Source organism: Serratia nevei, from assembly GCF_037948395.1.
Lineage (GTDB): Bacteria > Pseudomonadota > Gammaproteobacteria > Enterobacterales > Enterobacteriaceae > Serratia > Serratia nevei.
In genome coordinates this window covers 5,191,073-5,206,134 of sequence record NZ_CP149940.1, presented here as the reverse complement: position 1 = coordinate 5,206,134, position 15,062 = coordinate 5,191,073, and the positions used below count along the sequence as shown (strand labels likewise).

General features: G+C 60.9%; 13 protein-coding genes. 3 read left to right on the top strand and 10 right to left on the bottom strand.

From position 1 onward, the window contains the following. The first annotated feature begins 101 nt into the window (after window positions 1–101). Complete coding sequence (gene emrD / locus V8N38_RS24805; RefSeq protein WP_004931102.1) at window positions 102–1,286, top strand: multidrug efflux MFS transporter EmrD; 1,185 nt, start codon at window positions 102–104, stop codon at window positions 1,284–1,286. Window positions 1,287–1,420: 134 nt separating this feature from the next. After that, a complete protein-coding gene (tehA, locus tag V8N38_RS24800) occupies window positions 1,421–2,395 on the top strand; it encodes a dicarboxylate transporter/tellurite-resistance protein TehA (RefSeq protein WP_060424970.1) in 975 nt (324 codons plus the stop codon). Between the two features lie 40 nt (window positions 2,396–2,435). On the opposite strand, the gene glpX is transcribed toward tehA, so the two are convergent. The 3 genes from glpX to V8N38_RS24785 form a co-directional block, all read right to left on the bottom strand. Beyond that, complete coding sequence (gene glpX, locus V8N38_RS24795) at window positions 2,436–3,446, bottom strand: class II fructose-bisphosphatase (RefSeq protein ID WP_060441465.1); 1,011 nt, start codon at window positions 3,444–3,446, stop codon at window positions 2,436–2,438. 128 nt (window positions 3,447–3,574) lie between these two features. Beyond that, entirely contained in the window at window positions 3,575–5,083 is a 1,509-nt protein-coding gene (gene glpK, locus V8N38_RS24790; RefSeq protein WP_019452234.1) for a glycerol kinase GlpK, read from the bottom strand. A 42-nt stretch (window positions 5,084–5,125) separates the two neighbouring features. Then, window positions 5,126–5,971, bottom strand: a complete 846-nt coding sequence (locus tag V8N38_RS24785) for an MIP/aquaporin family protein (protein ID WP_038872721.1) — start codon at window positions 5,969–5,971, stop codon at window positions 5,126–5,128. A gap of 524 nt (window positions 5,972–6,495) precedes the next feature. Between V8N38_RS24785 and zapB the strand changes: the two genes are divergently transcribed. Beyond that, complete coding sequence (gene zapB, locus V8N38_RS24780) at window positions 6,496–6,735, top strand: septal ring assembly protein ZapB (RefSeq protein WP_004931092.1); 240 nt, start codon at window positions 6,496–6,498, stop codon at window positions 6,733–6,735. A 60-nt stretch (window positions 6,736–6,795) separates the two neighbouring features. Here zapB and rraA read toward each other — a convergent pair whose 3' ends face one another. From rraA to priA, 7 genes are all read right to left on the bottom strand, one after another. Next, window positions 6,796–7,281 carry a ribonuclease E activity regulator RraA gene (gene rraA / locus V8N38_RS24775; protein ID WP_038872664.1) on the bottom strand — a complete coding sequence of 162 codons (486 nt, stop codon included), beginning with the start codon at window positions 7,279–7,281 and terminating at the stop codon, window positions 6,796–6,798. Window positions 7,282–7,356: 75 nt separating this feature from the next. Further along, window positions 7,357–8,274, bottom strand: coding sequence for a 1,4-dihydroxy-2-naphthoate polyprenyltransferase (locus V8N38_RS24770; protein ID WP_147840669.1), 918 nt, complete (start codon window positions 8,272–8,274; stop codon window positions 7,357–7,359). 96 nt (window positions 8,275–8,370) lie between these two features. Beyond that, entirely contained in the window at window positions 8,371–9,705 is a 1,335-nt protein-coding gene (gene hslU, locus V8N38_RS24765) for an HslU--HslV peptidase ATPase subunit (RefSeq protein ID WP_025304663.1), read from the bottom strand. A 12-nt stretch (window positions 9,706–9,717) separates the two neighbouring features. Further along, a complete protein-coding gene (gene hslV, locus V8N38_RS24760; RefSeq protein WP_004931085.1) occupies window positions 9,718–10,248 on the bottom strand; it encodes an ATP-dependent protease subunit HslV in 531 nt (176 codons plus the stop codon). A 102-nt stretch (window positions 10,249–10,350) separates the two neighbouring features. Then, complete coding sequence (gene ftsN / locus V8N38_RS24755) at window positions 10,351–11,286, bottom strand: cell division protein FtsN (RefSeq protein ID WP_087762548.1); 936 nt, start codon at window positions 11,284–11,286, stop codon at window positions 10,351–10,353. 65 nt (window positions 11,287–11,351) lie between these two features. Beyond that, window positions 11,352–12,380 (bottom strand): DNA-binding transcriptional regulator CytR, encoded by a 1,029-nt coding sequence (gene cytR / locus V8N38_RS24750; protein WP_038872675.1) that lies wholly within the window; start codon window positions 12,378–12,380, stop codon window positions 11,352–11,354. A 291-nt stretch (window positions 12,381–12,671) separates the two neighbouring features. Then, entirely contained in the window at window positions 12,672–14,867 is a 2,196-nt protein-coding gene (gene priA, locus V8N38_RS24745) for a primosomal protein N' (protein WP_033654545.1), read from the bottom strand. Between the last annotated feature and the right edge of the window lie 195 nt (window positions 14,868–15,062).

Sequence of the window (15,062 nt, the reverse complement as noted above, 5' to 3'; positions counted from 1 at the left end):
GATTTGATTAGTTTATGCCGCCATAGAGGGCTGCTCGCCGTTCTGGCTGCTGCAACGGCCATACCGGGACGCTGTGACGAGTTGAAACGTTAACGAAGATAATGAGAAAACTAGAGAATTTTCACCTGCTGGTGATGCTTATCCTGTTGGTCGCCGTCGGCCAGATGGCGCAAACCATTTATGTTCCCGTGATTGCTGATATCGCCCACGATCTGTCGGTTCGCACCGGCGCCGTGCAACGGGTGATGGCGGCGTATCTGCTGACCTACGGTTTCTCCCAGCTGATTTACGGTCCGATATCGGACCGTATCGGACGTCGTCCGGTGATCCTGACCGGCATGATGATCTTCCTGGTCGGTGCGCTGGGCGCGCTGCTGTCCACCAACCTGACGATGCTGGTCGCCGCCAGCGCGATTCAGGGCATGGGCACCGGCGTGGCGGGCGTGATGGCGCGCACCATGCCGCGCGATCTGTATGCCGGCACCGCGCTGCGCTACGCCAATAGCCTGTTGAACATGGGGATTCTGGTTAGCCCGCTGCTGGCGCCGGTGATCGGCGGCGCATTGGCAATGGTGTTCGGCTGGCGCGCCTGTTATGCCTTCCTGTTGGCGCTGTGCGCCTGCGTCGCCTTCGCCATGTTTCGCTGGTTGCCGGAGACCCGCCCGGTGCAGACGGAAAAACGCCGCATGCTGGCCAGTTTTCGCCAGCTGCTGGGCGACAGCACCTTCAGCTGCTATCTGGTGATGCTGATCGGCGCGCTGGCGGGGATTGCGGTATTCGAGGCCAGCTGTGGCGTGTTGATGGGCGGCGTATTGGGGCTGAGCGGTCTGACCGTCAGCATCCTGTTCATTCTGCCGATCCCGGCGGCGTTTTTCGGCGCCTGGTACGCCGGGCGCGACGGCAAGACCTTCCACACCCTGATGTGGCATTCGGTGATTAGCTGCCTGCTGGCGGGGGCGATGATGTGGATCCCGGGCTGGTTCGGCGTGATGAACATCTGGACGCTGATCGTGCCGGCCGCGCTGTTCTTCTTCGGCGCCGGCATGCTGTTCCCGCTGGCGACCACCGGGGCGATGGAGCCGTTCCCTTACCTGGCCGGCGCGGCGGGCGCGTTGGTGGGCGGCATGCAGAACATGGGATCGGGGCTCGCGACCTGGCTTTCCGCCATGCTGCCGCAAACCGGGCAGTTCAGCCTCGGATTGCTGATGTTCGCGATGGCGCTGCTGATCCTGCTGTGCTGGTGGCCGCTGTCCAACCGGATGCAACATCAGGGGCATACCGCATAACCCTCTTCCTGAACCGGCGCAGGCCTTAGTCTTGCAAGACGACTAAGGTCCTGCCGCCGGTTTGACCCAGGTTATTACTGCGCTGAGGCGATCGGTATACACTTTACCGACAGTATTTTTCCGGGTTATTCGCTATGTCATCACTGCAGTGCATTCAACGTGTTCCCGTCGGTTTCTTTGGGATGGTTCTGGGGGTTTTCGGCCTCGGCAGCGCCTGGCGATACGCCGCCACGCTCGGCTATGGGCCCGGCTGGCTGGGTGAGTCGCTCATCTTTCTCGGCAGTGCTATCTGGCTGGCGTTGGCGCTGATCTATCTCTGCCGCTGCCTGATTGACCCACGCGCGGTGCGTGACGAGTTTCGCAGCAACACTCAGTTCAGTTTTATCAGCTTGCTTCCGGCAGGCGGCGTGTTGGTGTCCATCGGTTTGCACCCCTACAGCCTGCCGCTGGCGAATGGGCTGATGGTCGCGGGCTCCGTCGGCCAGCTCATCTTCTCGGCCTGGCGCTGTGCGCCGTTGTGGCGCGGCGAGTTCGCGTCGGAGGCCACGACGCCGGGATTCTACCTGCCGACGGTGGCCGCTAACTTTATCTGCGCGATGGCGTTTGGCACCGCCGGCCACCCTGATATCGGCATGATGTTTCTTGGCGCCGGTTTGATTTCATGGCTGACCCTCGAACCCGCCATTATCCACCGTCTGCGCACCAAGGCCGCGCTGCCGGCCGCCGCCCGCGGCGTTATCGGTATTCAGCTGGCTCCGGCCTTTGTCGCCTGCTACGCGTGGTTATGCGTCAATGGCAACGACTTCGATACGTTCGCCTTAATCCTGTTGGGCTACGGCCTGCTGCAGCTGTTTTTTATGTTCCGGTTGGTGCGTTGGTTTTTTGCCGGTGGCTTCAGCCCGGGCATGTGGGCTTTCTCGTTCGGCTTATCGGCGATGGCGAACGCGTCGCTGCGGTTGTTGCAGAGCCAGCGCGGGGCCGATATGCAAGTGCTGGCCTGGGGGCTGTTCGCGTTGGCTAACCTGCTGCTCGTCGGCCTGATGGTGAAGACGCTGTGGCTGCTGTTGCGTGGGAAACTGCTGCCCGCCAAAACGCCGGTGGCGGGATGAACCCGCCCTCAGCGGCTACTGGGGGCGGTCTCTTGTCGGCTTACAGCAAAAACTCGTGCAGCGCCGGGTCTTTGCGATCCAGATAGTGGGTCGAACGGATGCGGCGGATGGTGCGTGACTTGCCGCGGATCAGCAGGGTTTCGGTCGTGGCCATGTTGCCCTGGCGGCTGATACCCTCCAGCAGATCGCCCTTGGTGATGCCGGTGGCGGAGAAGATCACGTTGTCGTTGCGCGCCATCTGGTCCATGCGCAGCACCTGACCGGCCTCGATACCCATTTCCCGGCAGCGCGCCAGCTCCTGTTCGCCGATGCGGCGGTTCTCGGCGCTGTCGCCTTTCACTTCATGGCGCGGCAGCAAACGCGCCTGCATGTCGCCGTCCAGCGCGCGGATCACCGCAGCTGAGATCACCCCTTCCGGCGCGCCGCCGATGCCATACATCACATCGACCTCGCTTTCCGGCATGCAGGTGAGAATGGAGGCCGCCACGTCGCCGTCAGGAATGGCGAACACCCGCACGCCCAGCTGCTGCATCTGCGCGATGACGCCGTCGTGGCGCGGTTTGGCCAAGACGATCACCGTCAGCTGCGACAGCGGTTTGCCCAGCCGTGCGGCGACGTTCTGCAGGTTCTCCGCCAGCGGCAGGTCGAGATCGATGGCGCCGCGCGCCGCCGGGCCGACCACCAGCTTCTCCATGTACATGTCCGGCGCGTGCAGGAAGGTGCCGCGATCGCCCACCGCCAATACCGCCAGCGCATTCGACTGGCCCATGGCGGTCATGCGGGTGCCTTCGATCGGATCGACCGCGATGTCGACCGCGTCGCCCTGGCCGGTGCCGACCTGTTCGCCGATATACAGCATCGGCGCTTCGTCGATCTCGCCTTCGCCGATCACAATGCGGCCATCGATATCCACTTTGTTGAGCATGATGCGCATGGCGTGGACCGCCGCGCCGTCGGCGGCGTTCTTGTCGCCGCGTCCCAGCCATTTGTAGCCCGCCAGCGCGGCGGCTTCGGTAACGCGGGAAAATTCGATGGCTAATTCACGTTTCATGGCAAACCTGTCTGTGAGAAAGGGAAGAAAATATCGGCAAAGTCTATCACAGCACGGTGGCGGCGGGGCGGGGCAAAAAAAAGCGCCGCCCGCAGGCAGCGCTTGTTGGAGAAACGGCAGCGTCGAGATTACTCGTGATCTTCCCATGCCTGAGCACGAGCCACCGCTTTTTTCCAGCCGCTGTAGCGGTAGTTGCGTTCGGTGGTTTCGATGCTTGGGCGGAATTCGCGCTCAATCACCGCTTTGCTCTTCACTTCATCCAGATCGTTCCAGTAGCCGATGGCCAGGCCCGCCAGGAACGCGGCACCCAGCGCCGTCGATTCACGCACCTCAGGGCGTTCTACGCGGGTGCCGAGGATATCGGACTGGAACTGCATCAGGAAGTTGTTGGCGACCGCGCCACCGTCCACGCGCAGCGATTGCAGGCGGGTGTTGGCGTCGGCCTGCATGGCGTCCAGCACGTCACGGGTCTGGAAGGCGATGGATTCCAGCGTGGCTCGGATGATGTGGTTGCTGTTGGCGCCACGGGTCAGGCCGAAGATGGCGCCGCGGGCATACGGATCCCAGTAAGGGGCGCCCAGGCCGGTAAAGGCCGGCACCACATAGACGCCGTTGCTGTCTTTCACCTTGGTGGCGAAGTATTCGGAGTCGGCGGCGTCGCTGATCAGTTTCAGCTCATCGCGCAGCCACTGGATAGACGCACCGCCGATGAACACCGCGCCTTCCAGCGCATAGTTCACTTCGCCGCGCGGGCCGCAGGCGATGGTGGTCAGCAGGCCGTTTTTCGAGCGCACCGCTTCTTTGCCGGTGTTCATCAGCAGGAAGCAGCCGGTGCCGTAGGTGTTCTTCGCCATGCCCGGTTGAACGCACAGCTGGCCGTACAGCGCTGCCTGCTGGTCACCGGCGATACCGGCGATAGGAATACGCGTACCGCCCTTACCGCCGATGTTGGTCTGGCCGTACACCTCGGAGGAAGGACGGACTTTCGGCAGCATGGCGCGCGGGATATCCAGCACTTCCAGCATGCGCTCATCCCAGTCCAGCTCGTGGATGTTGAACATCATGGTGCGTGAGGCGTTGGTGTAATCGGTAACGTGTACGCGGCCCTGGGTCATTTTCCACACCAGCCAGGTATCGACGGTGCCGAACAGCAGTTCGCCGCGCTTGGCGCGCTCGCGGGCGCCTTCGACGTTGTCCAGGATCCACTTCACCTTGGTGCCGGAGAAGTACGGGTCAACCACCAGGCCGGTGTTGTGACGGATGTACTCTTCCAGGCCGTCGCGCTTGAGCTTCTCGCAGATGTCGGCGGTGCGGCGGCACTGCCAGACGATGGCGTTGTAAATCGGCTTGCCGGTCTCTTTTTCCCAGACGATGGTGGTTTCGCGCTGGTTGGTGATGCCAATGCCGGCGATCTGATCGGAACTGATGTCGGCTTTCGCCAGCACTTCTACCAGCGTCGAGCTTTGCGACGCCCAGATCTCCATCGGGTCGTGCTCAACCCAGCCGGCCTTTGGATAGATCTGCGGGAATTCGCGCTGCGATACCGCAACGATGTTGGCGTCGTGATCGAGCACGACGGCGCGTGAACTGGTGGTCCCTTGGTCGAGTGCGACAATGTATTTTTTTTCTACAGTCATGGTAATTATCCTGCTGTTGTTAACCGTGTAAAACTGCACCCATCACGCTTTGCGCTGCTGGGTCTTGGCATCAGGCTCTTCTTCCGTCACGCAGACGTCGCACGGCAGGTGGCGGCCAATCAGCGCGCGGTAACCGAAAGCGCCCAGGCCACAGCCGACGATAGGGGCGAAGATCGGCACCAGGAAGTACGGGATGTCCCGTGCGCCGGTGAAGGCGACTTTGCCCCAGCCGGCCAGGTAGGCAAACAGTTTCGGCCCGAAGTCACGCGCCGGGTTCAACGCAAAGCCGGTCAATGGTCCCATGGAGGCGCCGATCACGGCAATCAGAATACCGATCAGCAGCGGGGCCAGCGGGCCGCGCGGAATGCCGTTGCCGTCGTCGGTCAGCGCCAGGATCAGGCACATCAGAATGGCGGCGATCACCGTTTCTACCAGGAAGGCCTGGCCGACGGAGATGTGCGCGTTAGGGTAAGTCGAGAAGATGCCCGCCAGTTCGAGGCTTTCGTTGCTGCCGCGCACCATGTGGTGAGCCGCTTCAAAGTCGAAGAACAGGTTGTAGTACAGCCCATAGACCAGGGCAGCGGCGCAGAAGGCACCGGCGACCTGTGCAATGATGTAAGGCACCACTTTGCGCCCGTCGAAGCAGGCGAACAGCCACAGAGCGAGGGTGACCGCAGGGTTGAGATGCGCGCCGGAAATGGCGGCGGTCAGATAGATGGCCATGGCGACGCCCAGGCCCCAAATGATGCTGATTTCCCACTGGCCGAAGCTGGCACCCGCCAGTTTCAGCGCGGCAACGCAGCCTACGCCAAAGAAGATCAGCAGCGCCGTGCCGAGGAACTCGGCGATGCACTGGCCTTTTAATGTCGGACTGGTGGTTTGGCTCATAATGTTGTTGTCCTGCAAAACGGCGGTTGTTGGTTTATAGGCTCAGTTGGGTATACATCCGGCCTATGGGCACAGTTTTTTTCATCTCGTCCAATTATTGAATAAGGACGTGATGTAAATTTATCGTTAACGAACATAAACGAGAAATAGCGAAATCAAAATGTGTGTGGCGCGTCATAAAATTGAGCGATTTCGCGTCGTTTAGTGTTCTTTCTGAGCCATAAAAGTGTGATCTGACCAGTGGTTTGGCGAGGGTTGTTAACAACTCGCGGCGGTGGCGGCGGGGATTTTCAGTTTTTGCTGATGGCGGGGGCAGGAAAATTGCAACAGACTGCGCGATGATCCGGTATGTTGCTAGACAGGCGGAGACTGGCTACTTACAATCGTTTTTAACGAATCGAGACTGGCGCGCCTTCCGTAACGGCGCGCGTCACTGAGCGCGATGCAATATTCGCAGTAGCTGCAGCCGACGTTGCGGCCGCTACTTATAGATGTACGCCTTGCTATCATGAGGGGACTGAAGCATGTCATTTGAAGTATTTGAGAAACTGGAAGCAAAAGTACAGCAGGCGATTGATACCATCACCTTGTTGCAGATGGAAATTGAAGAGCTGAAAGACAAAAACAACTCTCTGTCGCAGGAAGTTCAGGCTGCCTCCGGCAACCACGAAGCGCTGGTGCGCGAAAACCAACAGCTGAAAGAAGAACAGCACGTATGGCAAGATCGCCTGCGCGCTCTGCTGGGCAAAATGGAAGAGGTCTGATTCCTCACGCCATGCAGCAACGAAAAGGGCGCCTCAGGCGCCCTTTTTCATGACCGAAAATCACTCGATGTCGAGCGGGTCTTCGGAGAGGATGATGCCGGTGTTGTCGGCATACAGGTGATCGCCGGAGAAGAAGGTGACGCCACCGAAGTTGACGCGGATATCGCTTTCGCCCACGCCTTCGCTCACGGCACCCACCGGGATCGCCGCCATCGCCTGAATGCCGATGTCGAGTTCTTCCAGATCGTCCACCTGACGCACCGCGCCGTACACCACGATGCCTTCCCATTCGTTCTGGGCGGCCAGGCGCGCCAGTTCGGCGTTGATCAGCGCCCGGCGTACCGAACCGCCGCCGTCGACCAACAGCACGCGGCCGCGGCCGTTTTCTTCAAGCAGATCGAACAACAGGCCGTTATCCTCAAAGCATTTCACCGTGGTGATCTGCCCGCCAAATGAAGTACGCCCGCCAAAATTGGAGAACAGAGGTTCAACAACGTTCACCTCTTCATGATAGATGTCGCAAAGTTCGGAAGTATCGTATTTCATAGGATTTTACGTCTGTTTGCCGCTGGAATGTTCAGTATATCCCTTTATTCGCCCTGTTGGCAAAATCATCAGTTTTTAACTGAGCGCCACGCCGATGGCGAACAGCAGGTTGGCCAGCAACGCCGCCTTGACCATGTGTTCCAGCATCGGCCGCATGCCGACCGGCGTCGGATCGCGCAACACGCGCAGGCCGTGGCGCACCAGCAGCGGGATCGCCAGCACGAACAGCCAGCCCCACGGGCTGTGGAGATTGAACAGCGTAAACAGCGCGAAACACAGCACCGCGCCGCCGAGCAGCAGGGCATGGTAAATGCGCGCCTTGTGCGGGCCGAGGCGCACCGCCAGCGTGTTCTTGCCGTTTTCGCGATCGCTCTCGATATCGCGCAGATTGTTGATGTTGAGCACCGCCGTCGCCAGCAGGCCACAGGCGGTGGCCGGCAGCATCACGACGCTGTCGAAGGTGTGCGTTTGCAGATAGTAGGTGCCGGCCACGCTCAGCCAGCCGAAGAACACCAGCACCGAGATGTCGCCCAGCCCCAAATACCCGTAGGGCTTGTTGCCGACGGTATAGGTGATGGCCGCCACGATAGACAGCCCGCCCAGCACCAGGAAGCCCACCACGTCGCTGGGTTGCTCGCAGGCGACTGCGATCAGCGAACAGCCGGCGAGGGCGATCAGCACCACCGTCACCACCAGCGCCCGTTTCATCTGCGCCTGGGTGATCATGCCTTTTTGCATGCCGCGCAACGGCCCGATGCGATCTTCTTTGTCGCTGCCTTTGACCGCATCGCCGTAGTCGTTCGCCAGGTTGGAGAGGATCTGCAGCAGGCCGGCGGTCAACAGCGCCAGCAGCGCCACTTCAGGTTTCAGGCTGCCGTGCCAGGTGGCGATGGCCGAGCCGACCACGATGGAGGCAAAAGCCAACGGCAGGGTGCGGGGGCGTAGACTTTCCAGCCAGGCGGAGATCGGGGTGGTGGAGGTTGATGAGCTCATGTTTCGCTTCTGTCAGTGAGTTGCGGTGTCCGTTAGAAATAATTGTGGGAGGCAATGCCTCCCACACAGATGACTGACAAGACAATGATTGAGCGATTATAGGATAAAACGACTCAAATCTTCATCCGCCACCAGTTCATCCAGATGACTGCGCACGTAATCCGCATCAATTGTAATGGATTGGCCATTAATTTCACTCGCATCGTAGGAAATATCTTCCATCAGACGTTCCAGCACGGTGTGCAGACGACGCGCGCCGATATTCTCGGTGCTTTCGTTGACCTGCCACGCGGCTTCGGCGATGCGGCGGATGCCGTCGGCGGTGAACTCGATGTTGACGCCTTCGGTGCCCATCAGCGCTTTGTACTGCTCGGTCAGCGACGCGCTCGGCTCGGTCAGGATGCGCTCGAAGTCTTCGGTGGTCAGCGCCTGCAGCTCAACGCGGATCGGCAGACGGCCCTGCAGTTCCGGGATCAGATCCGACGGATTGGCGGTCTGGAACGCGCCGGAAGCGATGAACAGGATGTGGTCGGTCTTCACCATACCGTGCTTGGTCGATACGGTGCAGCCTTCCACCAGCGGCAGCAGATCGCGCTGCACGCCTTCGCGCGAGACGTCCGGACCGGAGCTCTGGCCGCCGCGCTTACAGATTTTGTCGATCTCGTCGATAAACACGATGCCGTGCTGTTCAACCGCTTCGATCGCCTGCTCTTTCAGCTCTTCCGGGTTCACCAGTTTTGCAGCTTCTTCTTCCACCAGCAGCTTGAAGGCTTCTTTGATCTTCACCTTGCGCGGCTTTTGCTTCTGGCCGCCGAGGTTCTGGAACATCGACTGCAGCTGGTTGGTCATCTCTTCCATGCCCGGAGGCGCCATGATTTCCACGCCCATCGGCGCCGCGGCCAGATCGATTTCGATCTCTTTGTCGTCCAGCTGGCCTTCGCGCAGTTTCTTGCGGAATGCCTGGCGGGCGGCGGACGGCTCCTGATGCTCTTCCGGCTGGCCCCAGTTGTTCTTGGCCGGCGGGATCAGCACGTCGAGAATGCGCTCTTCGGCCAACTCTTCGGCACGGGTGCGGTTTTTCTCGATCGACTGCATGCGCACCATTTTGATGGCGGCATCGGTCAGATCGCGGATGATGGAATCCACTTCTTTGCCCACATAGCCCACTTCGGTGAACTTGGTGGCTTCAACCTTGATGAACGGCGCGTTGGCCAGCTTCGCCAGACGACGGGCGATTTCGGTTTTACCGACGCCGGTTGGGCCGATCATCAGAATGTTTTTCGGGGTCACTTCGTGACGCAGCATCTCGTTGAGCTGCATCCGGCGCCAGCGGTTGCGCAGGGCAATGGCGACAGCGCGTTTGGCCTTGTTTTGGCCAATGATATAGCTGTCCAGTTCGCTGACGATCTCGCGCGGGGTCATTTCAGACATGGTATTCGATCCTTACGCTTTGGAAGGCAATTCTTCAATGGTGTGGAAATGGTTGGTGTAAATACAGATGTCGCCGGCGATGTTGAGGGATTTCTCAACGATGTCGCGGGCGCTCAGCTCGGTATTTTCCAACATGGCGCGGGCTGCGGCCTGGGCGTACGGGCCGCCGGAGCCGATGGCGATCAGATCGTTTTCCGGCTGCACCACATCGCCGTTGCCGGTGATGATCAGCGAGGCGGTTTCATCGGCGACCGCCAGCAGCGCTTCGAGCTTGCGCAGCATGCGGTCGGTGCGCCAGTCTTTCGCCAGCTCGACGGCGGCTTTCACCAGGTGGCCCTGATGCATTTCCAGTTTGCGTTCAAACAGTTCAAACAGCGTGAAGGCGTCAGCGGTGCCACCGGCGAAACCGGCGATCACTTTGTCGTTATACAGGCGACGCACTTTCTTGACGTTACCCTTCATCACCGTATTACCCAGGGTTGCCTGGCCATCACCACCGATGACGACCTGGCCGTTGCGGCGTACGCTTACAATTGTTGTCACGAGCAGACCCTCGTTAAAGACGGAAAGAAGTCCCCGCAGCGCCTGCTTTCGCAGACGCTACGAGGCATATTGAGAGTATAGATGGGGGGGGATTGACGCTTTTCAACCCCCAACGGAGAGGGGAATGCAACTCGACATGCCGACGCCCTTCAGGCGCGAAAGGGTTTTGTCCGCGGCGGCACGGCTGCTGTACGGGCCGAGCACCACGCGATTCCAACCGCCGCCGGCGGTGATGCGGCTCTCGATGCCTTCGAACGCCAGGCGCGCACGCACGGATTCAGCCTGATCGGTGGCGCGGAACGAACCGCATTGCACCATCCACTTCTGCTTCGATTCCGGTTTGGTTTCCTGCTTGGCCGTTTCCTGCTTCACTTCCGGTTTGGGCTCCGGCTTCGGTTGCGGCTTCGGCTCAGGCTGTTTCACCTGCACCGGTTGCTGGGTAGTCGGTTTTGGCTGCGGGTGCGGCTGCACCGGCGCGGTAGTGGCCCCGTTGCTGAACGGGTTGCGCGGCGGCTGGCTGACCTGCTGCTGTTGCTGTACCGGCTGCTGCTGCATTTGCTGTTGTTGCATCTGCTGCTGTTGGCGGGTGCTGCGCGCGTTGGCCTGGCCCGGATCGTTATACGGCACTTCGTTCAGCTGCGTCGGGCGCTGCTGCATATCGGCCTGCATCTGCTCCAGCAACTGCCGCTGTTCGGCGGTCAGCTGAGTTTTGGAATTGAGCTCGCCGCCGGCCGTCGGTTCGGTCGGGGTTTGCACGCCGATCTGCCGGTTTTCCAGCTCTTTGATGTAGCGCCAGCGCTCTTCCGGCTTCGGCGGCAGGCCGTTGCCGGGGCGCGTGGTGTGCGCAGGCAACAACGGCGCGTCTTCCGGCTTGTTGTGGGTAATGAAATAGAGGCCACCGACAAAGACAACCAGCAACGCGGCGGCTAACGCCAGCACGGTTTTGGAAACCTTCGGAGAACTGCGTTTTTTACGGCTGGGGGTTTTACGCTTAGCTCCTGCTGCGCGCCCACGGCTTACATAGTCTTTTTGTGCCACTATTATTCCGCTGTGTCCTGATGAGAGGATAAGTCCGTCATGTTACTGAACCCTAAAATATTTGACTAGCGTTTCGGGGCAGCGGTGCTGCCTCTGATAATCAATTCACTGTCCAATAGCCGGGAGCCGCTGGCCACCGTCTGGCCGTTCAACTGCTCCAACAGCAACAACATCGCCTGCTGGCCGATCTGGAAGCGCGGCTGCGCCACCGTGGTCAGCGGCGGATCGCAATACTGCGCCAGCTTGAGGTCATCAAAGCCGACGATCGACAGATCCTGCGGTATCCGCAGCCCCATTTTCTTCGCCTGGGACAGCACGCCGATCGCCATGACATCGCTGTGGCAGAATACCGCCGTTGGCGGTTTCGGCTGCGCCATCAGCGCCGTCAGCGCTTGCGCGCCGGCTTCGTAGGTAAAATCACCCCGGGTAATATAGCTGCTTTCGACGGTAATGCCATTACGACGTAGCGCTTGAACGTAACCCTGCAGCCGATAATGGCTCAGCGGCATCTGTTCCGGCCCGGCGACGCAGGCGATCTGCCGGTGGCCCAATTGATGCAAATAATGCACGGCTTCAAAGGCGGCGGTCAGGTTGTCGATGTGCACCGTCGGCAGTTCCAGCTCGGGGGCGAACTCGTTGGCCATCACCATCGGCGGCAGGTTGCGCTGTTCTTCCTTGCTGGCATCGAACGGCAGGTTGGAGCCCAGCAGCAGCATGCCGTCGATCTGTTTGGTGATGATCAGATTGACGAAGGTGCGCTCTTGCTGGTTTTGCTGCGCGCAGTCGCCGATCAGCACCAGATAGCCTTGTTGGGCGGCGGTCTGTTCGATCCCCTGGATCACATCGGCGAAAAACGGATCGCAGATGTCGGGCACGATCACCAGGATGGTGCGGGATTCGTTGCGCTTGATATTGCGTGACAGAGCATGAGGAGAATAACCCACGGCCAGGACGGCCTGTTCCACTTTCTGGCGCGTCGGCGTTGACACCTTTTCCGGGTTCATCAGCGCACGCGATACGGTAGCCGTTGAAACGCCCGCCATTTCGGCGACGTCTTTCATGGTCGCCATGGATAACTCTTTCTTGTGTTCCAACGCCTTTCTCCTTGCGTCAGCCCCATGCCGACGCCACTACTGCTGTTTGCTCACAATGTCCGGCATGCGGTGGCGAGATTGTTGTCATTGAGCGCCACTCGCGTTCGGGCAGTCCGTCGCGCTGCGATGTGGCGACAAAATTTGCCCTCGCAGACATTCTAAACAGAATACGCCCCGCCTTTGTTACCTAATTTGCATAAAAAATGTGACCTGAGAAGGTTTTTTAGCGTTCGCTCGCAATTTCAAGGGTAAACGTTTGCACTGCGGCAGCTAAATCGGACTTTTCCGGGATCAGCTGTCGATCGGATCGACATCCAGCGTCCATTTCACCTTGCGCGTTTGCGGCAGGGTGCCGATCAGCGGCAGCGAGCTTTTCATCAGCTGTTGCAGGACGCGCCGCGTCGGGTGCTGCAGCAGCAGCTGCCAGCGGAAACGGCCGCCGCGTTTGGACTGCAGCGCCGGCACCGGGCCCATCACCCATAGCGAGTCGTCCTTCAGCGGGCTGGCTTCCAGCAGGTTGCGCAGCTGCTGCAGGAACAGCGGGGCCTGCTGGTTGTCGTGATCTTCGGCGCGCACGATGATGTGGCTGGTGTAAGGCGGCAGAAACACGCTGTTGCGCTCCGCCAGCGTCTGTTTGGCGAAGGCGTCGTAACCCTGTTGCAGCAGCACCTGCAGCAGCGGGTGCTCCGGATGGTGGGTTTGCAGCAGCACTTCCCCCTGCTTGCCCGCACGGCCGGCCCGCCCGGAGACCTGGGTATACAGCTGAGCGAAACGCTCGGCGGAGCGGAAGTCGGCGGAGAACAGCGCGCCGTCCACGTCCAGCAACGCCACCAGGGTGACGTCGGGAAAATGGTGGCCCTTGGCCAGCATCTGCGTGCCGATCAAAATGCGCGCTTCGCCGCGATGGATATCCGCCAGATGCTGTTCAAGCGCTCCCTTGCGGCTGGTGGTGTCGCGATCGATGCGGGTGATCGGCGTGTCGGGGAACAGCGGCGCCAGCTCCTGCTCCAGCTGTTCGGTGCCGACGCCGACCGACACCAGGTGGGTGGAGCCGCACTGCGGGCACTGGTGCGGCACCGGTCGCTGGCTGTCGCAGTGGTGGCAGCGCAGCTGGCGCTGATGCTGGTGGAAGGTGTAGTAATGATCGCAGCGCTGGCATTCGGCGATCCAGCCGCACTCGTGGCACAGCAGCGCCGGGGCGTAACCGCGGCGGTTGAGGAACAGCATCACCTGATTGCCGGCTTTTAAATGGTGCTGCATGCTCTTCAGCAGCGGCTGCGACAGGCCGACCTTCAGCGGCAGCCCCTTCAGATCGATCAGGTGCTGCGCCGCCGGTTTGGCGTTGCCCGCGCGCTGGGTGAGCTTCAGCTGGCGATATTTGCCCAGCTGCACGTTGTGCAGCGTTTCCAATGCCGGGGTCGCGGAGCCCATCACCATCGGGATATCCTCTTCCCGGGCGCGGAACACCGCCAGATCGCGGGCGTGGTAGCGCCAGCCTTCCTGTTGTTTATAAGAGCTGTCGTGCTCTTCGTCGATGATGATCACGCCCAGCTGACGGAACGGCGTGAACAGCGCCGAGCGGGTGCCGATGACGATGGCGGCTTCGCCGCTGCGCGCGCGCAGCCAAACCGCCAGCCGCTCGCTGTCGTTCAGGCCGGAGTGCAGTACGTCTACCGGCGCGTTGAAGCGCTCGCGAAAGCGGGCGATGGTTTGCGGCGTCAGGCCGATTTCCGGCACCAGCACCAGCGCCTGCCGGCCTTTGGCCAGCACGTTCTCCAGCACGCTGAGGTAGACCTCGGTCTTGCCGGAGCCGGTCACCCCGGCCAGCAGCCAGGCGGCGAACTGCTCATCCTCGCTTCTGATCGCCCCGACGGCGGTAGCCTGCTCAGTGTTCAGCCGCAGCCGCTCGCCGAGCACCGCGAAGTTGGGGCGCCAGTCGTGCGTATCCGCGACCTGAGCGCGCAGATCGATCAGCCCTTTGGCGCGCAGCGCCTGCAGGGCGCTTTCCGTCAGCTCCAGCTGGCTGACCTGGTGGCGATAGACCGGGCGTTGCAGCAGCGCCGCCAGCGCCTGCTGCTGTTTCGGCGCGCGTTTCAGGCTTTCGGGCGGGGTGGCACGCCCCTCTTCGGTGGCGAACCATTGCCACAGCGGTGCGGCCTCGGCCGGTTTGCCTTGCCGCAGCAGGATCGGCAGCGCATGGAACAGCACCTCGCCGATGGGGTAGTGATAGTAATCGCTGGCCCAGCGCAGGATGCGCCACAGGCTGGGGGAGAACAGCGACTCGGCGTCGATCACGCTGTCGATCGGTTTGAGCTTGTCCAGCGGCAGTTCGCTGGTGTCGCTGCAGCCGGTGACGATGCCGATCGCATGCTGCCTGCCCCAGGGCACGCCCACGCGCGCGCCGGCCACCGGCTGCATGCCGGGCGGCAGCAGATAGTCGAAGGTGCGGGCGAGGGGGACCGGCAAGGCAACGTGTACGACGGGCATGATCTCATCCAAATTGAAAAAAAGAGGGCATCAGTTTACACGGCGCATCGGCAAATGTACGGTTCCGATTGCGCGCCTCGGCTAATGCTGTATAATTTGCCGCCTTTGGTATAATTCGATACCAAAATTCTATTATCAACCACGTGTGGTGTCTGGCGAAACAGGGCTGGATAGCGACACGGCCTTAACTGAGGT